This is a genomic window from Lentzea xinjiangensis, from assembly GCF_900110955.1.
In the GTDB taxonomy this organism is placed as follows: domain Bacteria; phylum Actinomycetota; class Actinomycetes; order Mycobacteriales; family Pseudonocardiaceae; genus Lentzea; species Lentzea xinjiangensis.
The window spans coordinates 270,238-293,481 of record NZ_FOFR01000002.1 but is presented as its reverse complement, the minus strand read 5'-3'; the positions used below and the strand labels follow the sequence as shown (position 1 = coordinate 293,481).

22 protein-coding genes are annotated in these 23,244 nt (G+C 71.0%); 10 read left to right on the top strand and 12 right to left on the bottom strand.

Features of this window, described 5'->3' with window-relative positions; translation table 11 throughout:
- Position 1 precedes the first annotated feature (1 nt).
- The 3 genes from BMW88_RS06755 to BMW88_RS06745 form a co-directional block, all read right to left on the bottom strand.
- Positions 2-211 carry a hypothetical protein gene (locus BMW88_RS06755; RefSeq protein ID WP_089949737.1) on the bottom strand — a complete coding sequence of 70 codons (210 nt, stop codon included), beginning with the start codon at positions 209-211 and terminating at the stop codon, positions 2-4.
- A gap of 162 nt (positions 212-373) precedes the next feature.
- On the bottom strand, positions 374-1,594 hold the full coding sequence (locus BMW88_RS06750; protein WP_089949736.1) for an acetyl-CoA C-acetyltransferase: 1,221 nt from the start codon (positions 1,592-1,594) through the stop codon (positions 374-376).
- Between the two features lie 91 nt (positions 1,595-1,685).
- Positions 1,686-2,558: an SGNH/GDSL hydrolase family protein gene (locus BMW88_RS06745; protein WP_089950224.1), complete on the bottom strand. Its 873-nt coding sequence runs from the start codon at positions 2,556-2,558 to the stop codon at positions 1,686-1,688.
- A 117-nt stretch (positions 2,559-2,675) separates the two neighbouring features.
- On the opposite strand from BMW88_RS06745, the gene BMW88_RS06740 reads away from it, so the two are divergent.
- The 3 genes from BMW88_RS06740 to BMW88_RS06730 all read left to right on the top strand — a co-directional run bounded on the left by BMW88_RS06740 (position 2,676) and on the right by BMW88_RS06730 (position 6,534).
- A complete protein-coding gene (locus tag BMW88_RS06740) occupies positions 2,676-4,046 on the top strand; it encodes a cystathionine beta-synthase (RefSeq protein WP_089949735.1) in 1,371 nt (456 codons plus the stop codon).
- A gap of 87 nt (positions 4,047-4,133) precedes the next feature.
- A complete protein-coding gene (locus tag BMW88_RS06735) occupies positions 4,134-5,201 on the top strand; it encodes an RDD family protein (protein ID WP_089949734.1) in 1,068 nt (355 codons plus the stop codon).
- A 187-nt stretch (positions 5,202-5,388) separates the two neighbouring features.
- Positions 5,389-6,534: a cystathionine gamma-synthase gene (locus BMW88_RS06730; RefSeq protein WP_218148000.1), complete on the top strand. Its 1,146-nt coding sequence runs from the start codon at positions 5,389-5,391 to the stop codon at positions 6,532-6,534.
- 76 nt (positions 6,535-6,610) lie between these two features.
- Here BMW88_RS06730 and BMW88_RS06725 read toward each other — a convergent pair whose 3' ends face one another.
- Positions 6,611-6,856 carry a hypothetical protein gene (locus tag BMW88_RS06725; protein ID WP_089949732.1) on the bottom strand — a complete coding sequence of 82 codons (246 nt, stop codon included), beginning with the start codon at positions 6,854-6,856 and terminating at the stop codon, positions 6,611-6,613.
- A 54-nt stretch (positions 6,857-6,910) separates the two neighbouring features.
- On the bottom strand, positions 6,911-8,092 hold the full coding sequence (gene hppD / locus BMW88_RS06720) for a 4-hydroxyphenylpyruvate dioxygenase (protein WP_177220978.1): 1,182 nt from the start codon (positions 8,090-8,092) through the stop codon (positions 6,911-6,913).
- 74 nt (positions 8,093-8,166) lie between these two features.
- Here hppD and BMW88_RS06715 point away from each other — a divergent pair, with 74 nt between their 5' ends.
- Positions 8,167-8,676, top strand: coding sequence for an Lrp/AsnC family transcriptional regulator (locus BMW88_RS06715; protein WP_089949730.1), 510 nt, complete (start codon positions 8,167-8,169; stop codon positions 8,674-8,676).
- 25 nt (positions 8,677-8,701) lie between these two features.
- Here the strand turns inward: BMW88_RS06715 and greA are convergent, their stop codons facing one another.
- Together greA and BMW88_RS06705 are read right to left on the bottom strand one after the other, a co-directional pair.
- Positions 8,702-9,199, bottom strand: a complete 498-nt coding sequence (gene greA / locus BMW88_RS06710) for a transcription elongation factor GreA (protein ID WP_089949729.1) — start codon at positions 9,197-9,199, stop codon at positions 8,702-8,704.
- A gap of 184 nt (positions 9,200-9,383) precedes the next feature.
- Positions 9,384-9,806 carry a DUF4307 domain-containing protein gene (locus tag BMW88_RS06705; RefSeq protein ID WP_245777606.1) on the bottom strand — a complete coding sequence of 141 codons (423 nt, stop codon included), beginning with the start codon at positions 9,804-9,806 and terminating at the stop codon, positions 9,384-9,386.
- A 95-nt stretch (positions 9,807-9,901) separates the two neighbouring features.
- Between BMW88_RS06705 and mca the strand changes: the two genes are divergently transcribed.
- Complete coding sequence (mca, locus tag BMW88_RS06700; protein WP_089949728.1) at positions 9,902-10,771, top strand: mycothiol conjugate amidase Mca; 870 nt, start codon at positions 9,902-9,904, stop codon at positions 10,769-10,771.
- A 35-nt stretch (positions 10,772-10,806) separates the two neighbouring features.
- Positions 10,807-11,034 (top strand): hypothetical protein, encoded by a 228-nt coding sequence (locus tag BMW88_RS06695; protein ID WP_089950222.1) that lies wholly within the window; start codon positions 10,807-10,809, stop codon positions 11,032-11,034.
- Between the two features lie 270 nt (positions 11,035-11,304).
- Here BMW88_RS06695 and BMW88_RS06690 read toward each other — a convergent pair whose 3' ends face one another.
- From BMW88_RS06690 to BMW88_RS06675, 4 genes are read right to left on the bottom strand one after another with little or no spacing between them, the layout of a single operon-like run.
- A complete protein-coding gene (locus BMW88_RS06690; protein WP_218147999.1) occupies positions 11,305-12,063 on the bottom strand; it encodes a nucleotidyltransferase domain-containing protein in 759 nt (252 codons plus the stop codon).
- Complete coding sequence (locus tag BMW88_RS06685) at positions 12,060-12,674, bottom strand: nucleotidyltransferase domain-containing protein (protein WP_089949727.1); 615 nt, start codon at positions 12,672-12,674, stop codon at positions 12,060-12,062. Before BMW88_RS06685 ends, BMW88_RS06690 begins: the two co-directional genes overlap by 4 nt.
- Entirely contained in the window at positions 12,671-15,130 is a 2,460-nt protein-coding gene (locus BMW88_RS06680) for a polynucleotide kinase-phosphatase (protein WP_089949726.1), read from the bottom strand. Before BMW88_RS06680 ends, BMW88_RS06685 begins: the two co-directional genes overlap by 4 nt.
- Positions 15,130-16,467: a 3' terminal RNA ribose 2'-O-methyltransferase Hen1 gene (locus tag BMW88_RS06675; protein ID WP_089949725.1), complete on the bottom strand. Its 1,338-nt coding sequence runs from the start codon at positions 16,465-16,467 to the stop codon at positions 15,130-15,132. The genes BMW88_RS06680 and BMW88_RS06675 overlap by 1 nt, the downstream gene beginning before the upstream one ends.
- Positions 16,468-16,521: 54 nt before the next feature.
- Between BMW88_RS06675 and BMW88_RS06670 the strand changes: the two genes are divergently transcribed.
- Positions 16,522-18,498, top strand: a complete 1,977-nt coding sequence (locus BMW88_RS06670) for a thioredoxin domain-containing protein (protein WP_089949724.1) — start codon at positions 16,522-16,524, stop codon at positions 18,496-18,498.
- Between the two features lie 56 nt (positions 18,499-18,554).
- On the top strand, positions 18,555-19,109 hold the full coding sequence (locus BMW88_RS06665) for a hypothetical protein (protein ID WP_089950220.1): 555 nt from the start codon (positions 18,555-18,557) through the stop codon (positions 19,107-19,109).
- Here BMW88_RS06665 and BMW88_RS06660 read toward each other — a convergent pair.
- Positions 19,102-19,977 carry a DMT family transporter gene (locus BMW88_RS06660; RefSeq protein ID WP_089949723.1) on the bottom strand — a complete coding sequence of 292 codons (876 nt, stop codon included), beginning with the start codon at positions 19,975-19,977 and terminating at the stop codon, positions 19,102-19,104. The genes BMW88_RS06665 and BMW88_RS06660 overlap by 8 nt on opposite strands.
- Before the next feature lie 47 nt (positions 19,978-20,024).
- On the opposite strand from BMW88_RS06660, the gene pdxR reads away from it, so the two are divergent.
- Both pdxR and BMW88_RS06650 read left to right on the top strand, forming a co-directional pair.
- Positions 20,025-21,377 carry a MocR-like pyridoxine biosynthesis transcription factor PdxR gene (pdxR, locus tag BMW88_RS06655; protein WP_089949722.1) on the top strand — a complete coding sequence of 451 codons (1,353 nt, stop codon included), beginning with the start codon at positions 20,025-20,027 and terminating at the stop codon, positions 21,375-21,377.
- A gap of 99 nt (positions 21,378-21,476) precedes the next feature.
- Positions 21,477-23,006: an ATP-dependent DNA ligase gene (locus tag BMW88_RS06650; protein ID WP_089949721.1), complete on the top strand. Its 1,530-nt coding sequence runs from the start codon at positions 21,477-21,479 to the stop codon at positions 23,004-23,006.
- Positions 23,007-23,244: the final 238 nt, after the last annotated feature.

Genomic DNA, 23,244 nt, shown 5'->3' with positions numbered 1-23,244 from the left:
CCTAAGCCCGCCAGCGCAGGTCGGGCAGCTCGGTGCCCACCTTGATCAGGCAGTTGGTGCAGAGAGCGCCCGCCTGGGCGCGTGACACCCGGTCGCCGGGCACCGAGTGTTCGCAGACCGCCTCGTAAAAGCTCCGCGAACCATCGGCCTGGTCGCGGGAGAAAGCGTGGCATTGCTGGTCGTATCCGCTTTGCCACCACACGTACGGCATGTCCGGCCCTCCTTGCTCATCGGTAGGGACGAACTCCCCTCGCCTGATGACGCGTTTGAGCGACGCTTTGTCTCATCGGCAGAAAGGGGGCAGGCAAGTAGCTCCGTTCGGGTGAAACGGCGCTACTTGCAAGCCGCAAATTGCAGATCTTGAAAGCGGACCTCAGCTGAGGCGCTCGATCACCATCGCCATGCCCTGACCGCCACCGACGCACATGGTCTCGAGACCGAACTGCTTGTCGTGGAACTGCAGGGAATTGATCAGAGTGGTGGTGATGCGCGCGCCGGTCATGCCGAACGGGTGGCCGACGGCGATGGCGCCACCGTTCACGTTCAACCGGTCCAGGTCGATTCCGAGGTCCTGGTAGGACGGGATCACCTGCGCGGCGAAGGCTTCGTTGATCTCGACGAGGTCGATGTCGGAGATGGACAGGCCGGCCAGCGCGAGCGCGCGCTTCGAGGCCTCGACCGGGCCGAGGCCCATGATCTCCGGTGACAGGCCGGAGACGCCCGTCGAGACGATCCGGGCGAGCGGCGTGATGCCGAGCTCGCGGGCCTTGGTGTCGGACATGACCACCAGGGCCGCCGCGCCGTCGTTCAGCGGGCAGCAGTTGCCGGCGTTGACGCGGCCGTCCGGGCGGAAGACCGGCTTGAGCTGGGACACGGCCTCGTAGGTGACCCCGGCGCGCGGGCCGTCGTCGGACGAGACCACGGTGCCGTCGGGCAGCGTCACGGGGGTGATCTCGCGCGCCCAGAAGCCGTCGGCGATGGCCTTCTCGGCGAGGTTCTGCGAGCGGACGCCGAACTCGTCCATCTCCTGCCGCGAGACGCCCTTGAGCAGGGCCAGGTTCTCGGCGGTCTGGCCCATCGGGACGTAGATGTCCGGCAGGACGTCGAGCGACCGCGGGTCCACCCACTCCGAGGCACCCGACTGGGCGACCGAGACCGTGCGCTCCTCGGCGTCGGCGAACAGCGGGTTGTGGGTGTCGGGCCACGAGTCGGAGCTGCCCTTGGCGAACCGCGACACGGTCTCGACGCCGGCGGAGATGAACACGTCGCCCTCGCCCGCCTTGATGGCGTGCAGGGCCATGCGCGTGGTCTGCAGGGAGGAAGCGCAGTACCGGGTGACGGTCGTGCCGGGCAGCGAGTCCTGCCCGAGCAGCACGGCGACGACGCGCGCCATGTTGAAGCCCTGCTCACCGCCGGGCAGGCCGCAGCCGAGCATCAGGTCGTCGATCTGCGCGGGGTCGAGCTGCGGAACCTTGTCGAGCGCTGCTCGGACCATCTGCGCCGCCAGGTCGTCGGGTCGCGCGTCCTTCAGCGAGCCCTTGTGCGCGCGGCCGATGGGGGAGCGGGCAGCGGAGACGATCACGGCCTCAGGCATCACGGAACTCCTCGTCGAGAGTCAAGGTCTCCGCCGAGCGTAGTTAACGCCCGCTCACCCCGGCCAGCGCTGGTGACGAGAATTCCGGAACTCAGACGTGCCGTCTTCTCAGCCACGCGGGCGTCCTGGACCGCTGCATCGCGCGCGCCGCCGCCGACCGCAGCGGCGACGAGGGCGCGGCCCACGCCGGCCACAGCCCCGCCACCTGGCACAACGGCGCCAGCAGCACGCCGGCGGCGGCCTCGTAGCCGACGGCGCTCGGGTGGAAGCGGTCCGAGCTGAACATGTCGGCGTGCCGGGCCGTGAACTCCGGCGCCAGCAGGTTCGCCAGCGACACCGGCACCCCGCCCGCGCGCTCCACCGCCGCGGTCTGGCCGGCCGCGAGCCGCAGGCTCCAGCGGCGGCCGACCCACCGCAGCGGCTGCGGGATCGGCCGCACGATCCCGAGGTCGGGACACGTGCCCACGACGACACCGCAGCCGGCGGACCGCAGCCTGCGCACCTGCCGCCCCAGCAACGACGCGGACTCGCGGACGCCGATCCGCGACGTCACGTCGTTCGCGCCGATGATGATCAGCGCCACCTGCGGCGCGTCCCGCACGGCGGCGTCGACCTGCGGCACCAGGTCGCGCGTGGTCGAGCCGCTGATCGCGTACGTCGAGAGCCGCACCGGCCGGGCAGCCTCCTCGGCCAGCGCCTGGGCCAGCAACACGCCCGGCATCTGCGAGGGATGTGTCACACCGACGCCCACCGCCATCGAGTCGCCGAGCACGGCGAGCCGCACCGGGTCGCCACCGTCGTCGAAGTACACGCCGTCGGGCGCGGGCCAGAGGTGTTCCAGCACGCCGATGGCCGTCCGGGCACGTCTGCCCTGCTCGTTCAGCAGCCCGGCCAGCGCGCCCGAGAGCCCCCCGAGCGTCGCGGCGGTCATCGCCACCGCCCGCAGCGTCCGCAGCACCGTCATCCGCACCACCGCCCTCCCCCGGAATCGTCGGCTTCGCCGTTCGAACCAGCCTCCGCGGTCACTAGAGCTACGCTTCGTCCCGCCATCTCGGAGAGTGGGAGCAGGGAGTAGATACCGGTGGAGTACGTCGAGCACGTCGTCGATCTGGTCGGCAACACGCCGCTGGTCAAGCTCAACTCCCTGACGACGGGGATCAAGGCCACGGTGCTGGCCAAGGTCGAGTACCTCAACCCCGGCGGCAGCGTGAAGGACCGCATCGCGCTGCGGATGGTCGAGGCCGCCGAGCGCTCCGGTGAGCTGCGGCCCGGCGGCACGATCGTGGAACCCACCTCCGGCAACACCGGGGTCGGACTCGCGCTGGTCGCCCAGCGCAAGGGCTACAAGTGCGTCTTCGTCTGCCCGGACAAGGTCAGCGAGGACAAGCGCAACGTCCTGAAGGCCTACGGCGCCGAGGTCGTGGTGTGCCCGACCGCCGTCGCGCCCGAGCACCCGGACTCCTACTACAACGTCTCGGACCGGCTCGTCCGCGAGATCCCCGGCGCGTGGAAGCCCGACCAGTACTCCAACCCGGAGAACCCGGCGAGCCACTACCACCAGACCGGTCCCGAGATCTGGCGCCAGACCGGGGGCCGGATCACGCACTTCGTCGCGGGCGTCGGCACCGGCGGCACGATCTCCGGCACCGGCCGCTACCTCAAGGAGGTCTCGGAGGGCGCCGTGCAGGTCATCGGCGCGGACCCCGAGGGCTCGGTCTACTCCGGCGGCACCGGCCGCCCCTACCTGGTCGAGGGCGTCGGCGAGGACTTCTGGCCGGAGGCCTACGACAAGACCATCGCCGACCGGATCGTCGAGGTCTCCGACGCCGACTCGTTCGACATCACCCGCCGCCTCGCCCGCGAGGAGGGCCTGCTCGTCGGCGGCTCGTGCGGCATGGCGGCCGCCGCGGCGCTGCGCGTCGCGAAGGACCTGCCGGAGGACGCCGTCGTGGTGGTGATCCTCCCCGACGGTGGCCGCGGCTACCTGTCCAAGGTCTTCAACGACCGCTGGATGGCCTCCTACGGCTTCCTCCCGCCGGACTCGACCGGCGCGACCGTCGGCGACGTGCTGCGCCGCAAGGGCGGCATGCTGCCCGACCTGGTGCACGCTCACCCGAACGAGACCGTCGGTGACGCGGTCGCGATCCTGCGCGAGTTCGGCGTCTCGCAGATGCCGGTCGTCAACGCCGAACCGCCCGTCATGGCCGCCGAGGTCGCCGGCGCGGTCAACGAGCGCGACCTGCTCGACGCGCTGTTCACCGGCAAGGCCCAGCTCTCGGACCGCCTGGACAAGCACATGTCGCCGCCGCTGCCCACGCTCGGCGCGGGTGAGCCGGTCGGCATCGCGATGAACGCGCTCTCGAACGCCGACGCGGCCCTCGTGCTGGAGGACGGCAAGCCCGCCGGCGTCGTCACCCGGCAGGACATTCTGGGGTTCTTGGCTGGTCGCTGAGCGTAGAAGCCCGTGCGTCCGATAGCGTGACGCCCCAGATCATCAGTCTCACTCGTACACGGCCCAGCCAAGGGGGTTGGAAACCGGATGAACGCTCCGCAGCCGCCAGGAAACCAGTTCGGCGGTCAGCCGCACCAGGAGCAGCCCAACGCGGACGCCACGCAGATCGTCCCGGGAGGTGGGCAGCCGTCCTCGGCGAACCCGAACCCGGACGCGACGCAGGTCGTCTCGCCTGGTCAGGCTCCTGCCGCACCGCAGCAGAACGCGGACGCCACCCAGGTCGTCAGCCCCGGGCAGGTGCCGCCCTCGGCCGCCCCCGGTTCGGGTGGCTTCCCGGCGCAGGGCCCCGGCTCCGGCGGGTTCCCCGCCCAGCCGCCCCAGTACGGCGCTCCGCAGTCGAACCCGTACGGGCAGCCGCAGCAGCAGCCCTACGGTGCGCCGCAGTCCAACCCGTACGGCCAGCCGCAGCAGCAGCCCTACGGTCAGCCGCAGCAGCCGTACGGCGCGCCGCAGTCGAGCCCGTACGGCCAGCCGCAGCAGCAGCCGTACGGTCAGCCCGGCTACGGCCAGCCCGCCTACGGCATGGCGCCGCCGCCCCCCACGGGCTACGCGGAATGGGGTTCGCGCTTCGTCGGCTACCTGATCGACATCGCGGCCCCGACCGTCGTCACGGTGATCCTGTACTACATCATCGTCGCGATCGCGGTCGGCGCCGACGCCCCGGGCATCATGTTCCTGGGCATCCTGGTCTACGTGGCCAACTTCGCCTTCATCATCTGGAACACGGTCATCAAGCAGGGCCAGACCGGCCAGTCGATCGGCAAGAAGGTCGCGAAGATCAAGCTGATCTCCGAGGAGACCGGCCAGCCGCTCGGCGGTGGTACGACGTTCGTGCGCCAGCTGTGCCACGTCGTCGACGCCCTGCCGTGCTACGCGGGCTTCTTCGCCCCGCTGTGGGAGCCGAAGAAGCAGACCTGGGCCGACAAGATCATGAAGTCCATCGTGGTCAACGCCCCGGAGACCGCCTCGCCCTACGGCGGTGGCACCGGTGGCTACCCGCAGCAGCCGGGCACCGGCGGCTACCCGCAGCAGCAGCCGGGCGGCTACGGCCAGCCCCCGCAGCAGGGTTACGGCGGCCAGCAGCAGGGGTGGTAAACCCCCAGCAGCACCACCAGCCCCCGGTCACTTCCCAGTGGCCGGGGGCTGGCCCGTTCCCGGGCCCGGTCGCGCGCCGGGTGTCGCCGCCGGTTCTGCTCCTGCTGGTCCAGCTCGTGCCCTCGTCCGGGAGTTCACTGCTTGGACTACTGCCGTCGACGGCCAGATGGGTGAGTACCCTTCGAACATGAGCACCCCATACGGCTTCGCCACCAGGGCGATCCACGCCGGTCAGGACCCGGACCCGACCACGGGTGCGGTGAACGTGCCCATCTACGCGACGTCCACGTACGCCCAGGACGGCGTCGGCGGGCTGCGTGAGGGCTTCGAGTACTCGCGCACCGGCAACCCGACCCGCCGCGCCCTGGAGACGTGCCTCGCGTCGCTCGAACGCGGCCGCTTCGGCCGGGCGTTCTCCTCCGGCATGGGTGCGACCGACGCGGCGCTGCGCGCGTTCCTCAAGCCCGGCGACCACATCGTCATCCCGAACGACGCGTACGGCGGCACGTTCCGGCTGATCGACAAGGTCTTCTCGCAGTGGGGCGTCACCCACTCGCCGGCCCCGGTCTCGGACGTGGACGCCATCCGCGCCGCGGTGCGCCAGGAGACCAAGCTGGTGTGGATCGAGACCCCGACCAACCCGCTGCTGAACATCGGCGACATCGCGGCCATCGCCGAGGTGGCGCACGGTGCCGGCGCGAAGCTGGTCGTCGACAACACGTTCGCCTCGCCCGCGCTGCAGACGCCGCTGGAGCTGGGTGCGGACGTGGTGCTGCACTCGACCACCAAGTACGTCGGCGGCCACTCCGACGTCGTGGGCGGTGCCCTGGTCACCTCCGACGAGGAGCTGGACGCGGCGTTCGGGTTCCTGCAGAACGGCGCGGGTGCGGTGCCCGGCCCGTTCGACGCGTACCTGACGCTGCGCGGCATCAAGACCCTCGAGCTGCGGATGGAGAAGCACTCCGACAACGCCGAGCTCGTGGCGGAGGCCCTGACGCGGCACCCGCGCGTCAAGAAGGTCATCTACCCCGGCCTGGAGTCGCACCCCGGCCACGCCGTCGCGGCCAAGCAGATGCGCCGGTTCGGCGGCATGGTGTCGTTCCTCGTCGAAGGTGGCGAGGAGGCGGCGCTGGAGGTCTGCGCGCGCACGAAGCTCTTCACGCTGGCCGAGTCGCTGGGCGGCGTCGAGTCGCTGATCGAGCACCCCGGCAGGATGACGCACGCCTCCACGGCCGGGTCGATGCTGGAGGTGCCGGCCGACCTGGTGCGCGTGTCGGTGGGCATCGAGTCCGGCGACGACCTGGTAGCCGACCTGCTCGAAGCCCTCGGCTGAGCTTTTCAGGGAACGCGGGGGCCCTGCGTTACCTCATGGGTAACGCGGGGCCCCCGCGTTTCGCTTTGTCAGGACGTCACGGTTTCTTGGAGCCGCCGAACCTGTCGACGTCCTCGACCTCGGCCGCCGGCGCCGCCGGGAGGTCGGCGCCGTTGACGCAGCCTCCGACGAACTCGATCGACTGGCCGGTGCGGACGAAGCGGCCGGCCTCGTCACAGCCCGCGTGCGCCACGGTCAAGAACGCCGCGCCGGTCAGGGCCGCAGCCGTGGTCACGGCTCCGACCAGCGGAACCACCGCGGCCACGCGTCGTGCGAGTGCCATGCCACCTCCCCACGATGTGTGTCCCCTGTGAGGCAGCCTACCGGGGGAACGGCATCAGAGGTTGCCGCGGCGTTCCTGCTCGCGCTCGATCGCCTCGAAGAGCGCCTTGAAGTTGCCCTTGCCGAAGCCCAGCGAGCCGTGCCGCTCGATCAGCTCGTAGAAGACGGTCGGGCGGTCGCCGATCGGCTTGGTGAAGATCTGCAGCAGGTAGCCGTCCTCGTCGCGGTCGACCAGGATCCGGTGCTCCTTGAGCACCTCGATCGGCACGCGGACCTCGCCGATCCGGGCCCGCAGCTCCGGGTCGTCGTAGTAGGAGTCCGGAGTCTCGAGGAACTCGACGCCCGCGTCGCGCATGGCCGTGACGGTCTTGATGATGTCGTTGGTCGCCAGCGCGATGTGCTGGACGCCCGCGCCCTCGTAGAACTCCAGGTACTCGTCGATCTGCGACTTCTTCTTCGCGATCGCCGGCTCGTTCAGCGGGAACTTGACCCGGTGGTTGCCGTTGGAGACGACCTTCGACATCAGCGCGGAGTAGTCCGTGGCGATGTCGTCGCCGATGAACTCCGCCATGTTCACGAAGCCCATGACGCGGTTGTACCACTCGACCCAGTAGTCCATCTTGCCGAGCTCGACGTTGCCGACGCAGTGGTCCACGGCCTGGAAGAGGCGCTTCGGAGCGCCCTCCGGCCGCTTGACCGTCGACGTCTTCGCGACGTAGCCGGGCAGGTAGGGACCGGTGTACTTGGAGCGGTCGACGAGCGTGTGGCGGGTCTCGCCGTAGGTCGCGATCGCCGCGAGGCGCACGGTGCCGTGCTCGTCGGACACGTCGTGCGGCTCCTCCAGCACGGTCGCGCCCTGCTCGCGGGCGTGCGCGATGCACTGGTCGACGTCGCCGACCTCGAGCGCCAGGTCCACGACGCCGTCGCCGTGGCGGCGGTGGTGGTCGAGGAGCTCGGAGCTGGGCGAGACACCGCCGTGGATCACGAAGCGGGCCGAGCCCGACTTCAGCACGAACGACTTGTGGGTGCGCTGGCCGGTCTCGGGGCCCGCGTAGGCCACGAGCTCCATGCCGAACGCCACCTGGTACAGCCACGCGGTCTGGGTGGCGTTGCCCGCGACGAACACCACGGCGTCCATGGCGCGCACGGGGAAGGGGTCCTTGGTCGCGTCGTAGTCGACCAACCCCACGAGCTGCCGGAGCTGGTCGTAGCTCACGTCGTCAAGCTGCTGAGTCATGCTCCACAGCATGATTCGACCCAACAGGGTGAGCAATAGTCAGCGATTTTGCTGCACTTTTTGTACAGTGATCTATGCCTTCTGATCGACAGGGTGAGCACTCTGACCAGCCCGTGGACGAGCTGGACGCCAGGCTGCTGCTGCTCTTGACCGACGAGCCGCGCCTCGGTGTCCTCGAATGCTCCCGGCGGCTGGGGGTCGCCCGCGGAACGGTGCAGGCCAGGCTGGACAGGCTGGTCGAGCGGGGTGTGCTCACGGGGTTCCCGCCGGCGCTGGACCTCGGCGCGATGGGCTACGGCCTGACGGCGTTCGCGGTCGTGGAGATCGCGCAGGGGCGGCGGGCGGAGGTGTGCGAGGGCCTGGCCGCGATCAGCGAGGTGTGCGAGGTGCACGCGACGACCGGTCAGGGCGATCTCTTCGTGCGGATGGTCGCCAGGTCGAACGCGGACCTGCAGCGCGTGGTCGACGAGGTGGTGGACGTGCCGCACGTGCGCAGGCTCTCGACCTCGATCGCGTTGTCGACGCCGGTGCCGCCGCGGGTGCGCCCGCTCCTGGAACGCGTGAAGGGCCGGTCACCGAGGTGACCGGCCCTCCGCAGCGTCTGCGTGACTACCCGGCGTAGGGCACGGCCTTGATCAGCGTGACCTTCTGGAGCTTGCCGTTGGGCAGCTCGTACTCGACGGTCTCGCCGTCCTTCGCGCCGTTCAGAGCCTTGCCGAGCGGCGAGGACGGGGAGTAGACCTCCATCTCGCCGTGCGCGCCCTCTTCGCGGGTCGCGAGCAGGAAGGTCTCCGTCTCGTCGTCACCTTCGTAACGGATCGTGAGCACCGTGCCCGGCGCCGCAACACCCTTGGTGGTGGGGGCCTCGCCGACCTTGGCGGCCTGGAGCAGCTCGTGCAGCTGGCGAATCCGCGCCTCCTGCTTGCCCTGCTCCTCGCGAGCCGCGTGGTAGCCGCCGTTCTCGCGGAGGTCGCCCTCCTCGCGACGGGCGTTGATCTCGGCAGCCATGACCGGGCGGTACGCGATGAGTTCGTCCAGCTCAGCCTTGAGCCGGTCGTAGGCCTCCTGGGTCAGCCAGGTCACCTGGGTGTCGCTCACGGTCACCAACTCCTCGTCTTGCTCTGGCGCACACGTGTGCCCCAGATAGTTCCCGGGCCGGGGGCCCGGAACGGAAAAACACGGCCCGCGCCGGGGCCGTGCTTGAGCTGCAATAGTAACACGTGGACAACGTTCAGCGACGGCGATTTGTTCCCCATCTCGCCGCTTAAACCGCAGATCACCCGCTTGGCCGCTAGCTCGTGGACAAGTAGGGGGGAACCTGGTAGGAGCACCCGAAGACCTCGCCGGTGACCGGCGGCTTCGAGGTGCGGAGAACGGTTGTCTCGACGACGACGGAATTCCCCGGCGGCACCAGAACTTCACGGCGGCCCGCTTCGTCCCCGTCCTTGGACCGGGCGCGAATGACGCACACCGCCGCTCGTTCGGGTTGATCTCGGGAAACCTCGAAACTGACCTCTACGCGGTCGTCGCCGAGGATGGTGAACGCGGTCTGCTTCGCCTCGATCGGCTTTGTGCCGAGATTTCGGTAACCGACGAAGGCGATGACGGCGCCTACCGCCACGGCTACGGCGAGTAACACCCAGCGCACCCACCTGCCGAGCGGCTTGCGCGCGGCGCTGGAGTACCGGCCCTCGGGGAGCGCGCGTTGTGACACTTTCCCGCGCCTCCTCACTTGCTGGGGAACAATGGTGCCCGACGTTCAGTTGATGAGTGTCGCAGGACCTTTCACACAGGAGGACCACGGGGGTCATGGCCGACAAGCTGCGCCTTATGGCAGTGCACGCACATCCCGACGACGAGTCGAGCAAGGGCGCGGCCACGATGGCCCGCTACATCGCGGAAGGGCACGACGTGATGGTCGTGACCTGCACCGACGGTGGTGCGGGCAGCATTCTGAACCCGGCGATGGACAGGCCGGACGTGCTCGAGAACATCATCGAGATCCGCCGGGAGGAGATGGCCCGCGCGGCCAAGATCCTCGGCATCCAGCACCGCTGGCTCGGTTTTAAGGACTCCGGCCTGCCGGAGGGCGACCCGCTGCCCCCGCTGCCCGAGGGCTGCTTCGCCCTGGTGCCGCTGGAGGAGTCGGTGCCCTCGCTGGTCGAGGTCATCCGCGAGTTCCGCCCGCACGTCGTCGTCACCTACGACGAGAACGGCGGCTACCCGCACCCGGACCACATCCGCACGCACGAGATCTCGATGGCGGCCCTGGACGCCGCGGCCGACCCGGCCTACGAGCCGTCGCTGGGCGAGCCCTGGGAGACCCAGAAGGTCTACTACTCGCACGGCTTCTCGCGGAAGAAGCTGCTGGCCTTCCACGAGGCGATGGAGGCACGGGGCCTGGAGTCGCCGTACACCGAGTGGCTCGCGAACTGGGACCCGCAGCGCCCGGACGTGATGGACCGCGTCACCACCAGGGTGGAGTGCGCCGACTACTTCGACGTCCGCGACGAAGCCCTCAAGGCCCACGCCACCCAGATCGACCCGACGAGCCGCTGGTTCGCGATCCCGATGGACATGCAGCGAGACATCTGGCCGACCGAGGAGTACGAGCTCGTGCGCTCCCTGGTCGACTCGACGCTGCCGGAGAACGACCTGTTCGCCGGAGTTAAGGTCTAGGGGTGCTCTCCCCAGACTTCTCCCTCGGCAGCACGGTGGCCTTCGTCGCCGTGCAGCCGTCGAACACGAACAACGACAAGGGCGGCCAGGGCGAGGACTTCGGCAAGTCCTCCCCGGTCGGCCTCGTCCTGCTGATCGTCTTCTTCATCGCGGTGTTCTTCCTCGTCAAGTCGATGAACAAGCACCTGAAGCGGCTGCCGGCGTCGTTCGACGAGCCGGTGCAGGAGAAGGCCGCCGACGTGGGGCCGAAGAAGAAGGACTAGCCCGGCAGGTGGGTTGGTCCGGCTGGTGGGCTGGTCCGGCTGGTGGGCTGGCTCGATCGGTGAGCTGGCCCGATTGCGAACTGCCTCCGGCCTCGTGAGCTGCCCCGATCGGTGGCTGGTCCGGTCCGTGAGGTGGCTGGCCGATGGGCTGGCCCCATCGATGAGTTGCTCCCGGCCCGGTGGGCTGGCCCGATCGACGAGCTGTCCCGGCCGGTGAGTTGCCCCGGCCTGTGAGCTGCCTCAGCCGACGCGCTGTCCCCAGCCGACGAACTAACCCAGCCGGGTCGCGACCACGAACTCGTGCACCTCCTCGAACGCGGGCGGGTGCTCGGGCAGGTCGCTCGTCTCCCGCGCGACCCGCAGCTCCTCCCGCCAGTGCGCGAGGTCCGCCTCCACCCGTTCGGGAGCGGGCCGTCCCCCGACGTCGGCGAGGGCCCGGTGCTCGCCGAGGACCTTGGCCTCCACGAGGCCCGGCAGGTAGTCCGGGCCGTCGAGCTCCTCCAGCAGCGTCGGCAGGTGTGCGACCACCTCCCCGGTGCGCAGCAGGTGCACCCCGGTCAGCAGCGCGCGGAACGTGTAGAGCAGCGGCTTGATCTCGCCGGTCCGCTCGAACAGCCGCCACTGCGTCGCCGCGAAGCCCCGGTAGTGGTGCCCGTGCCGGGAGGTCACGCAGCCGGCGGCCAGGGCGGCCAGCCTCCGGTGGCCGTCGGTGGTGTGCACGACCAGGGGTGAGAGCAGTTGTTCGAGCACGTAGCCGTTGGGGCGGGTGAGCAGCCTGCAGAACTTGCGCACGTCGTGGGTGACGAGGTCGATCTCCACCCCGTCGCGCACCCACGTCCGCTCCTCCGTCTCCGGGCCGTGGTCGAGGCCGAGGACCTCGGCGAGGGGCAGGACGTGCACACCGCGCAGGTCCACGTCCGAGTCGCGGGACGGGAAGCCGTACAGGTGCGCGCCCGACACGGTGGCGAACAGCAGGTCGTGGGACTGCTCGGCCACGACCGCGGTCAGGTCCGGGACCTCGTAGCTCACAACGACCTCCTGCGCACCGACACCAGCCAGTCCTCGACGCGGGCCCGGTCCGGTTCCTCCGGCAGCGGGCCCTCCGCGGCGGCGATCTCGTCGCCGAGCCGGTGGGCCCACGCGACCGCGTCGTCCCAGGGCGTCGACCCGTCGCGGATCTTCAGCAGCGACCGGTCCGCCGCGATCTCGTAGCGGCCGGTGCGCAGCAGGTGCAGGCCCACCAGCCGGAGCCGGACGACGTGCATGAGCTGCTTCGGCTTGAGGTTGCGGCCCGCGCGCGACAGTTGCATCTCGGTCGCACGCGAGAACGCCCGCACCGCGTACCGGGAGAGGAACGCGGGCAGCAGCTCCCGCAGCTCCTCTCCCAGCGGTGTGATGACCTCCACCAACGGGCTCACCAGCGTTTCGAGCACCGTCGGGTTCGACTTGAGGCCCAGCCGGCAGAAGTGCTCGACCTCCCAGCTGAGCTGCTCCGGCGAGGGGCCCTCGACCGACGTCGGCGGCTTCTCGAACCGCCAGAACGCCTCGGTGGGCGCGACGAACACCCCTCGCCTGTCCACATCGGACTCTTCCGTCGCCAGCCCGTAGGCGTGCGACCCGATCACCGCTTCGAGGATCACAGCCTGGGGTCCACCGCTTCCGACTCCAACGCCAGCACACCGAAAACGCACTCGTGCACGCGCCACAGCGGTTCGCCGCGCGCGACGCGTTCCAGGGCCTCGATGCCCAGGGCGTACTCGCGCAGGGCCAGCCCGCGCTTGCGGCCCAGGGAACGCTTGCGCAGCCGCGAGAGGTTCTCCGGCATCGTGTAGTCCGGGCCGTAGATGATCCGCAGGTACTCGCGCCCGCGCACCTTCAGGCCCGGCTGCACCCGTCCGCCGAGGTTCGCGAGCGGCTTCACGACCATGCCCTCGCCACCCGCCTCGGTCAGCTCCTCCCACCACCGCACACCGGCGGCGGGATCGGCGGTGTCGACCACGAGGTGCCGCGTCCGCTGGAACAGCGGCCCCTCCAACCGGCCCAGCGTCTCCAGGTGCCACAGGTGCGAGCGGTCGTGGAACGTCCGCCCTTCGGCCGCCAGCAGCTGGAACGGCGCGATCCGCACGCCCTCCAGCCCGTCGACCGGCCAGCAGTACCGCTCGTACGCCGCGCTGTAGGCCGCGGCGTTCGCGGCGCGCTCGGTCGTGCGGGCCAGCAGGTCCGCGACGTCCACGCCCCGGCCGGCCGCCTCCCGCAGAGCCGAGACGGCCACCGGCAACGCCCCGCCCGCCGCCGCCCCGACCGCCGCGTACTGCTCGCGGATCAGCCCGGAGGCCTTGGCGTTCCACGGCATCAGCTCGGCGTCGATCAGCAGCCAGTCGGTGGCGAGCTCGTCGAACAGGCCGGCGCACGCCGAACGCACGCGCGACAGCAGCTCGTCACCCAGCGCGCCGTCGAAGAACGCACGGCCGGTGCGCGTGTAGATCGCGCCGCCTTCCTTGCGCACCAGCAACACCGCGCGGGAGCCCATGTGCTTCTCCTCGCAGATCACCTCGCGGACACCGGCCGCGAGGTACTCGGCGAAGGCCTCGGCGGGGTGCTCCAGCACGTCGTCGCGCGACGAGGTCGCCGTCGGCGCCATCGTCGGCGGCAGGTACAGCAGGTCGTGCGGGTCGATCGCGAACCGGCTCATCACCTCCAGCGCCGACGCCGACTGCTCCGCGCGGATCGTCACGGCCCCCATCACCGACGTCTCGATCCGGCGCAGGCCGGTGACGTCGGTCAGCGCGAGCACGTCCGGCTCACGCACGGCCGGCGGCGTGAACAGCGGGCGGTCCGACTCGTACCAGACCTGGTGCGCCTTCACGGACACGATCTCGCGCGACGGGTAGCGCAACGCCGTCAGCTTCCCGCCGAACACCACACCCGTCTCCAGGCACATGGTGTTGTTGATCCACTCCGCCTCGGGCACCAGGACGTGCCCGTACAGCACCATCGCCGCGCCGCGGTAGTCGTTGGCCCACGGCAGGCGCACCGGCAACCCGTACTCGTCGGTCTCGCCGGTCGTGTCGCCGTACAGGGCGAAACTGCGCACCTTCGCCGACGCGCGACCGTGGTAGCGCTCGGGCAGGCCGGCGTGCGCGACGACGAGGTTGCCGCCGTCGAGCACGTAGTGCGCGATCAGCCCGTCGCAGAACCTCTCGGCCTCGCGGCGGAACTCGGGGGTCTCGTGCGCGAGCTGCTCCAGCGACTTCTCCAGCCCGTGCCGGACCGTCACCTTGTGGCCGCGCAACGCCCGGACCAGCTTCTCCTCGTGGTTTCCGCGCACGCTCAAGGCGTGGCCGGCGGCGACCATGCCCATCACGAGCCGCAGCACGCCGGGCGTGTCCGGCCCGCGGTCCACCAGGTCGCCGACGAAGACGGCCTTGCGGTTGCCCGGCGGCAGCGCTCCGACCGCACGGCCCTGCTCGTCGCGCTGGATCGCGTAGCCCAGCTCGGTCAGCAGCTCCTCCAGCTCCGCGCGGCAGCCGTGCACGTCGCCGATCACGTCGAACGGGCCGGTCTCGTGCCTGAGGTCGTTGAGCAGCTTCTCGTAGACGATGACCGAGCTGTCCACCTCGGACTCCGAGCGCAGCACGTGGACGCGCTTGAACCCCTCCTTGCCGAGGGACTTCAACGACCGCCGCAACGCCGTCCGGTGCCGCTTCACGACGTGCGCGCCGAAGTCGCGGTCGGGCCGGGAGGCGTTGCGCCGCAAGCACACCTCGGTGGGCGTGTCGAGCACGATCGCGACCGGCAGCACGTTCGCCCTCTTCGCGACCTCGATGAGCTGGGCGCGGTCGGCCGCCTGCACGTTGGTCGCGTCGACGACCGTGACGCGGCCCGCCTCCAGGCGCTTCGCCGCGACGTGGTGCAGCACCTCGAACGCGGCCGCGGACGCCGACTGGTCGTTCTCGTCGTCGGCCACGAGACCGCGGAAGTAGTCGCTCGACAGCACCTGCGTGGGCAGGAAGTGCTTGCGCGCGAACGTGGACTTGCCCGAACCGGAGGCGCCGACCAGCACCACCAGGCACAGGTCCGGGATCTTCAGCTCCATCAGTTCACGTCCTTCGAGGTGAAAACGGCCATCTGGGTCGGTGCGCCGCGTTCGGCGTCCTCCGGTCCGATGGGCAAGTAGCGCACTTCGTAACCACGGCGCGCGGCGACACCGCCCGCCCACTGCGCGAACTCCGCCCGCGTCCATTCGAAACGGTGGTCGGAGTGCCTCGGCTGGCCCTCCGGCAGCGTGTCGAACAGCGGGTTGTACTCGACGTTCGGCGTGGTCACCAGCACCGTTCGCGGCTTGGCGACCACGAAGACCGAGTGCTCCAGCGCTGGCAGGCGCGACGGGTCGACGTGCTCGACGACCTCCATCAGCACCGCCGCGTCGTAGCCGGCCAGAGCGGCGTCGGCGTACGTCAGCGCCGACTGCCGCAACGTGATCCGCTCGCGCACGCCGTCGGGCACGCGGTCCAGCCGCAGCTTGCGCGCGGCCTCCTGCAACGCCTTCGCGGACACGTCGACACCGCAGATCTCGGTGAACTCCGGCTCCTGCACGAGGGCGCGCAGCAGCGCGCCGCCACCGCAGCCGAGGTCGAGCACGCGCTTGGCCCGCACGTCCTTCAGGACCCCGATGACAGCGTCCTTGCGCTGCGCGGCAAGGGAGATCTTCGGCTCGGCCAGCGCGTTGTCCAGCTCCTCCGGCTCGACCTCGTCGACGTCGGCGAGGCGCTCCAGGGCCGAGACGACCAGCGGCCGCTTGCGCGCCAGGTACCGGGTGGTGATCAGCTCCTTGTCCGGGTGCGCCGCCAGCCAGCCGTCGCCCGCCTTGAGCAGCTTGTCGACCTCGTCGGCCGCGACCCAGTAGTGCTTGCCGCCGTCGAGCACGGGCAGCAGCACGTAGAGGTGCCGGAGCGCGTCGCTGACCTTGAGGGTGCCGGTCAGCGTGACGTCGCCGTAGCGGGACTCGCCGTGCCCGGTGATCGCCACGTCCCAGCCGAGCGGCGCGAACAGCCGCTGCGCGAGCCGGTGCGGCACCGCGGGCACGCGGACGACCAGCGGGATCGCGGTCCTGGCCAGCTCGGGGTAGCGGTCGCTGCGGCCGTTCATCGCGGTGCGGAAGACGCTGCCGAGCGCGACCGTGAGCAACGACCCGGCCGCGTACGGGCGGTCGTTGACGTATTGGGTGAGCGTGCTGCCGGGACCTCGCACCAGGGCGACGGGGTCGACCTCCAGCAGGAGGGCGACCGTGCACTCCTCGTCCGTCGCCTTCGGGTAGAAGACGTGCGCGACCCCCGAGCTCGTCGTGAAGGACTGAGCCCGGTCCGGGTGCTTGTGCAGCAGGTGACCGAGGTCGGTCGCCGGCCGGTGGGTGGTGGTCATGGTGAGCAGCACGAGGTGGAGTCTGATCGAGATTCGCCGTTTCCGCAGGCGATTTAGGGTGGGTGCATGACGAACCGCCTCGCGGACGCGACCAGCCCGTACCTGCTGCAGCACGCCGGCAACCCGGTCGACTGGTGGCCGTGGTGCCCGGAGGCGTTCGAGGAGGCGCGCCGGCGTGACGTCCCGGTGCTGCTGTCCATCGGCTACGCGGCCTGCCACTGGTGCCATGTGATGGCGCACGAGTCGTTCGAGGACGAGGCGGTCGCGTCGTTGGTGAACGCGCACTTCGTCCCGGTCAAGGTGGACCGCGAGGAACGCCCGGACGTCGACGCCGTCTACATGGAGGTCACGCAGGCCATGACCGGCCACGGCGGATGGCCGATGACGGTGTTCCTGACGCCGGACGCGCGCCCGTTCCACGCGGGCACCTACTACCCGCCGTCACCGCGGCAGGGCATGCCGTCGTTCACCCAGCTCGTCGAGGCGGTGTCGGCGGCCTGGACCACGCGGCGCGACGAGGTCCTGGAGTCGGCCTCCGCCGTCGTGGACGAGATCTCCCGGCAGGCCGCGCCGCTACCTCCCTCCACAGTGGACTCGGACGCGCTGGCGGGCGCGGTGGTGTCGCTGCTGGGCGAGTTCGACCGCCGCAACGGCGGGTTCGGGGGCGCGCCGAAGTTCCCGCCGTCGATGGTGGTCGAGTTCCTGCTGCGCCACCACGAGCGCACCGGATCCGTCGAGGCGATCTCGATGGCGACCGCGACGGCCGACGCGATGGCGAACGGCGGCCTGTACGACCAGCTCGGCGGCGGGTTCGCGCGGTACGGCGTCGACGCGTCGTGGACGGTGCCGCACTTCGAGAAGATGTTGTACGACAACGCCTTGCTCCTCCGCTTCTACACGCACCTGGCGCGGCTGACGGGTTCGGAGCGCTACTCGCGCGTCGCTCGCGACACGGCTGCTTTCCTGCTGCGCGACATGCGCACGGCGGAGGGAGGTTTCGCGGCCTCGCTGGACGCGGACACCGACGGCGTCGAAGGGCTCACGTACGTGTGGTCGTTCGAGGAGCTCGGTCCGGCGGCCGCTGCTTTCGGCGTGACCGAGGAGCCGAACTTCGAGGACGGCAAGTCGACGCTGCGGTTCGTGTCGGAACCGGGGGAGGAGGTGCGCGCCGCGTTGCTCGCGATCCGCGCGGCGCGACCGCAGCCGGGCCGCGACGACAAGGTGATCGCGGCCTGGAACGGCATGGCGATCGCCGCGCTGGCCGAGGCGGGCGCCTTCTTCGGTGAGCCGTCGTGGGTCGTGGCGGCTTCGGAGGCGGCGTCGCTGCTGGCCTCCACGCACCTCGTCGAGGGGCGGTTGCTGCGGACCTCGCGGGACGGCGTCGCGGGTCCGTCGTTCGGCGTGCTGGAGGACTACGGCTGCCTCGCCGACGGCCTGCTGGCGTTGCACCAGGTCACGGGCTCGATCCGGTGGCTCGACCTGGCGTGCGGGCTGGTGGACACCGCTCTGGCGCGGTTCGCCGTGCCGGACTCGCCGGGTGCCTACTACGACACCGCCGACGACGCCGAGACGTTGGTGCGCCGCCCGGCCGACTCGACCGACAACGCGTCGCCTTCCGGGGCGTCGTCGCTGGCCTCGGCCTTGCTGACGGCGTCACTGCTGTCGGGTGCCGATCGCTCCGCGCGGTACCTGGACGCCGCGACGGCGGCGGTGACGCGCGCCGGACTGCTGGCCGCGCGCGCACCCCGGTTCGCCGGCCACTGGCTGACCGTCGCCGAGGCCTTGGTCGCCGGTCCGCTGCAGGTGGCCGTCGTGGGGGCAGGTGATGATCCGCGCCGTGCGGCGCTGTGGGCGGCAGCGGTCGCGCACGTGCCGGGAGGCGGTGTCGTCGTGGCCGGTGAGCCTTCGTCCGTGCCGTTGCTGGAGGACCGTCCGTTGCTGGACGAGGCCCCCGCTGCCTACGTGTGCCGCGGTTACGTCTGCGACCTGCCCGTCGCATCGGTGGATGCGCTGGTCACTTCGCTGACGGCGAACACCCTCTGACTGATTGCGCGCGTAACGTCGGTAACGACGTAATCATGTAATCAGAGGTGGTCGGCATGGGACGAGGATGGCGAGGACGAGGCGGGTGGCAGCAGGGTGACCTGCCCTCCGCCGACGACGCGGCGGCGTGGTTCGCGGGCAGGCTGCCCGACGGCTGGTTCACGGGCGCGCCGGAGGTGGTCGTCGACCGCGAGGAGATCACGGTCGTCGGCACGCTGCCCGCGCTCGAAGGCGAGTTCGACGACGCCTCGCGCGCCGCGGCCGAGGCGGGCCGCATCGCCCGCTGGCGCGAGGAGACGCGGGACGAGCGCGTGGAGATCGCGCGCCAGGCCGAGCACCGCTACGGCCGCAAGGTGGCCTGGGGTGCCGTCCAGGGAGGCACGCGCGAGCTGTTCACGCACCTGGCCGTCCCGGTGATGACGCGCCTGCGCCAGCCGGAACGCCAGGTGCTCGACACGCTGGTGGCCGCCGGTGTGGCCCGGTCTCGCGCGGATGCGCTGGCGTGGGCCGTGCGCCTGGTCGGCGAGCACGCGGACACGTGGCTCGGCGAGTTGCGGGACGCGATGTCGAAGGTCGACGACCTGCGCTCGCAGGGGCCCGACCTCACGTGACGCTGGAGGCCGTCCGATCGGCGAGAACGCCGGCGGGCGGCTCCGCTGCCGGCTGAGGCTTGCGAAGCCCGATGACGCACCCGAGAGCGACCGTGGTGACACCGAGGACGGACACGAGTGTCAGGTCCTGTGCGCCGAGCAACACGGACGTCACCAGGCCCGCCACCGGCATCAGGCCGATGAGCACCCCGGCGCGGTCCGAACCCAGCCGGTTCACGGCGAAGTACCAGAGCCCGAACGCGAAAGCGGTCACCACGACCGCCAGCAGCACCAGCGCGAACGTCTGCCGTGCGTCCGGCACCTGCCAGCCGCCGACGAACGTGCCGACCACCGCGCCGATCACCGTGGCGATGAGGCAGGTCCACGTGGCCACGCCCAGCACGCCGAGCCGGCGCACGACTCCGACGGCGAACAGCGTGAAGCAGACTTCGCCGACCATCGTGAGCAGCGCGAGCACGAGACCGGGCCCGTGCCATGACCCGCCGCCGGACAACAGCACGATGCCCGCCGCCACCACCACGGCGCCCACAAGGGCCGAGGCGGTGCGTTGGCGGGAGAGCAACGCCAGAGCGATCGGGGCGCCGCCCATCACGGCGGCCACGAAGCCCGGTTCCGCGTACTGCTGCGCGGCGATGAGCAGGGCGTTGAAGCCGAGCATGCCCGACAGGACCACCCCCAGCAGCGGCGGGACGTCACGCCACGACGGCATCGGCAGACGTCGCGCCACCAGCAGCAACACGGCCGCGCCCAGTGCGTAGCGCATGGCCTGGCCGGTCAGGACCGGGTAGCCCTCCAGCATTCCCGTGATCGGCACCGACGCGCCGACGATCATTGCCGCTGTCGCTCCCGCGGCCACCCCGAGTTTCATGCTCCAGAGCCTTGCGCCGGACTGGTCCAGGTTTAAGCTCCACTTCGATGACCACGAACTGGACCACTTTCCGCGAGCTGCTGCTGCCGGGGCACCAGCGGCGGCGCGGGGTGGAGGTGGAGCTGCGCAGGGCCATCCGGGACGGGCGGCTCGTGCCGGGCACCCGGCTGCCGTCGAGCCGCGACCTCGCCGCCCAGCTCGGCGTGGCGCGCGGAACGGTGACGTCGGCGTACACGCAGCTCGTGGCGGAGGGCTACCTCACCACCAGGAGGGGGTCGGGGACGACGGTCGCGAGCCTCGGCCCGGCCGGCGCGTCCGGGGTGCCGGAGCCGCCGCGGCGGTGGCGGTACAACCTGCGGCCGGGCCTGCCCGCACTGGGCGCTTTTCCGCGCGCCGAATGGGTCGCCGCGCACCGGGCGGCGCTCGCCGAGCTGCCCGACGACGACCTCGCCTACCCCGACCCGGCGGGGTTCCTGGGGCTGCGCAAGGAGATCGTCGACTACCTGGCCCGCGTGCGAGCGGTCGTCGCGAAGGACGCGGTGATCACCAACGGTGCGGCGGACGGGTTGCAGCTCACCGCCAGGGTCCTGCGCGGCAGCATCGCGATCGAGCAACCCAGCCACGTCGGCGCCGAGGACATGCTGCGGTCGAACGGCCTGGAAACCGTGCCGATCCCGGTGGACGACAAGGGCATCCGCGTCGACCTGCTGTCCACGACGGACTGCCGCGCCGTGCTGGTGACCGCCGCGCACCAGTTCCCCCTCGGGGTGGTGCTGCACCCGGAACGGCGGCGCGCGCTCGTGGAGTGGGCGCGCGAGCGGGACGCGTTGATCATCGAGGACGACTACGACGCCGAGCACCGGTACGACAGACCGGCCCTGGGGGCGTTGCAGGCGCTCGCGCCCGAGCACGTGGTGTACCAGGGAACGACGAGCAAAGTGCTCTCGCCCGCGTTGCGCCTCGGATGGCTCGTGGTGCCGGAACGTCTGCGCGAGGGCATCGTGGAACGCAAGAAGTACAACGACATGGGCACCGGCACGATCCCGCAAGCCGCGCTCGCGCACCTGATGCGAACGGGTGGCTACGACCGGCATCTGCGGCGTACGCGCGCGCTCTACCGGAAGAGGCGGGATGCGTTGCTGGAGGCCGTCGCGGAGCATCTGCCGAGATGGCAGCCCATCGGTGTGGCGGCCGGGTTGCACGTCGTGCTGCGGATGCCGGACGGGTCGGACGACCTCGCGTTGAAGAGCAGGCTCGAGGAGCGCGGGGTGCACGTGTGGGCGTTGGCGCAGTACACGCGCGCGCCGATGTGGCCCGGCTTGGCGCTGGGGTACGCGTCGCTGTCGCCCGACCGCCTGCGCGAGGCCGTCAAGGAGATCGCGGCCGTCGCGGTGGCCTAGCGGGACGCCGTCCCACTCGTGGGCGGCAAAACCCCAGGTGGAGCGGGTGGCGCGGTCGCGTCTCGAGAAAATGTCAGTGCGCGGGTGCACCATGGGTGCGTGCTCTTCTCCGAAGTAGTCGGCACGTCGGCCTCCGTGGCGGCGACCCGGTCGCGCCTGGCCAAGGTCAAGGCGCTGGCGGCGTTGCTGCGCTCGGCGTCGGACGACGTCGTGGCCGCGGTGGTGTCGTTCCTCATCGGCACGCCGCGGCAGGGTCGCATCGGCGCTGGCTGGCGCACGGTGGTCGACCTCTCCGTGCCGCCGGCCGCCGAGCCCGGCCTCGCCGTCGCCGAGGTCGACGTCGCGCTCGCCGAGGTGGCGGTCACGTCGGGCAAGGGCTCCGCGCAGCGGAGGGTCGACCTGCTGCTCGGCCTGTTCGGCCGCGCCACCGAGGAGGAGCAGGACTTCCTGCGCAGGCTGCTGACCGGCGAGCTGCGCCAGGGCGCGCTGGAGGGCGTGATGCTCGACGCGATCGCCTCGGCGGCGGACGTGCCGGGCGAGACGGTGCGGCGCGCGTTCATGCTGTCCGGCCGGCTGCCGGAGACCGCGGTGGCGGCGCTGGCGGGCGGCGCGGCGGAGCTGGAGGCGTTCCGGCTCGAGGTCGGGCGGCCGCTGCGGCCCATGCTCGCCTCGCCCGCGGAGTCGCTCGACGAGGCGCTGGACGAGCTCGGCGGCTGCGTGGTGGAGCACAAGCTCGACGGCGCGCGCATCCAGGTGCACCGCTCGGGCGACGAGGTCCACGTCTACACCCGCACCCTGCGCGAGATCACCAAGACCGTCCCCGAGCTGGTCGAGCTCGTGCGCGGGCTGCCGTGCACGTCCGTGGTGCTCGACGGCGAGACCCTGGCGCTGACCGACGAGGGCAGGCCCCGCCCGTTCCAGGAGACTATGAGCCGCTTCGGCGCGCAGGACGAGCGCGAGCTGCTGCTGCACCCGTACTTCTTCGACTGCCTGCACCTCGACGGCAAGGACCTGCTCGACGAACCGCTGCGCGACCGCCTCGCCGCACTGCGGCAGGTGGCGGGACGGCACGTCATCCCCGGCGTGCAGGACCCGACGCGGGAGCAGGCAGCCGAGGTCGTCGCGGCATCGCTGGCCGCGGGGCACGAGGGCGTGGTGGTGAAGTCGCTCGCGTCCACCTACGCCGCGGGCAGGCGGGGCAGGGCGTGGCAGAAGGTGAAGCCGGTCCACACGCTCGACCTGGTGGTCATCGGCGTCGAGTGGGGCAGCGGCCGCCGCCGCGGCTGGCTGTCCAACCTGCACCTGGGCGCCCGCGACCCCGACGGCGGCCCGCCGGTAATGGTGGGCAAGACCTTCAAGGGCCTCACCGACGAGCTGCTCAAGTGGCAGACCGAGGCGTTGCGGGCGATAGCCACCGAGCAGGACGACTGGGTGGTGAAGGTCCGTCCCGAACTGGTGATCGAGATCGAGCTGGACGGCGTGCAGGTCTCGCCGCGCTACCCCGGCGGCGTCGCGCTGCGGTTCGCCCGAGTCGTGCGCTACCGCCCGGACAAGGACCCGTCGGAGGCGACGACGATCGACGAGGTGAGGGCGTTGCTGCCCGCCGCACGGCCGGCTCCCGAGGCTTGATGCCGCAGGTGGGGTGTGCTCGGTGGCCTGGGGCTTGAGGACCTGTGTTCGGCAGTGTCCCGCGTCGTGTCGGGAGGTGGTTCCGCGTCGGTGAGCTGCCGTGCGACCGCATGCGAGGCCTGACGCCGCCGGTGCGGTGTTCTCGGTGACCGCGGCTTGCGGACCTGCGCAACGAGGCCCGGCGGCCGACCCGGCACCGCCCCCGCCTCCCCCGGGAGGTGGTTCCGCGCCGACGATC

Bases quoted from the DNA above. Each gene is read 5' to 3' on its own strand.
- BMW88_RS06735 (WP_089949734.1), top strand. From the start codon at position 4,134: ATGAACGCTCCGCAGCCGCCAGGAAACCAGTTCGGCGGTCAGCCGCAC.
- pdxR (WP_089949722.1), top strand. From the start codon at position 20,025: ATGACCACGAACTGGACCACTTTCCGCGAGCTGCTGCTGCCGGGGCAC.
- BMW88_RS06680 (WP_089949726.1), bottom strand. From the start codon at position 15,130: ATGGAGCTGAAGATCCCGGACCTGTGCCTGGTGGTGCTGGTCGGCGCC.
- BMW88_RS06660 (WP_089949723.1), bottom strand. From the start codon at position 19,977: ATGAAACTCGGGGTGGCCGCGGGAGCGACAGCGGCAATGATCGTCGGC.
- hppD (WP_177220978.1), bottom strand. From the start codon at position 8,092: ATGACTCAGCAGCTTGACGACGTGAGCTACGACCAGCTCCGGCAGCTC.
- BMW88_RS06755 (WP_089949737.1), bottom strand. From the start codon at position 211: ATGCCGTACGTGTGGTGGCAAAGCGGATACGACCAGCAATGCCACGCT.
- BMW88_RS06665 (WP_089950220.1), top strand. From the start codon at position 18,555: ATGGGACGAGGATGGCGAGGACGAGGCGGGTGGCAGCAGGGTGACCTG.
- BMW88_RS06725 (WP_089949732.1), bottom strand. From the start codon at position 6,856: ATGGCACTCGCACGACGCGTGGCCGCGGTGGTTCCGCTGGTCGGAGCC.
- BMW88_RS06750 (WP_089949736.1), bottom strand. From the start codon at position 1,594: ATGCCTGAGGCCGTGATCGTCTCCGCTGCCCGCTCCCCCATCGGCCGC.
- mca (WP_089949728.1), top strand. From the start codon at position 9,902: ATGGCCGACAAGCTGCGCCTTATGGCAGTGCACGCACATCCCGACGAC.
- BMW88_RS06730 (WP_218148000.1), top strand. From the start codon at position 5,389: ATGAGCACCCCATACGGCTTCGCCACCAGGGCGATCCACGCCGGTCAG.
- BMW88_RS06745 (WP_089950224.1), bottom strand. From the start codon at position 2,558: ATGACGGTGCTGCGGACGCTGCGGGCGGTGGCGATGACCGCCGCGACG.
- BMW88_RS06715 (WP_089949730.1), top strand. From the start codon at position 8,167: ATGCCTTCTGATCGACAGGGTGAGCACTCTGACCAGCCCGTGGACGAG.
- BMW88_RS06670 (WP_089949724.1), top strand. From the start codon at position 16,522: ATGACGAACCGCCTCGCGGACGCGACCAGCCCGTACCTGCTGCAGCAC.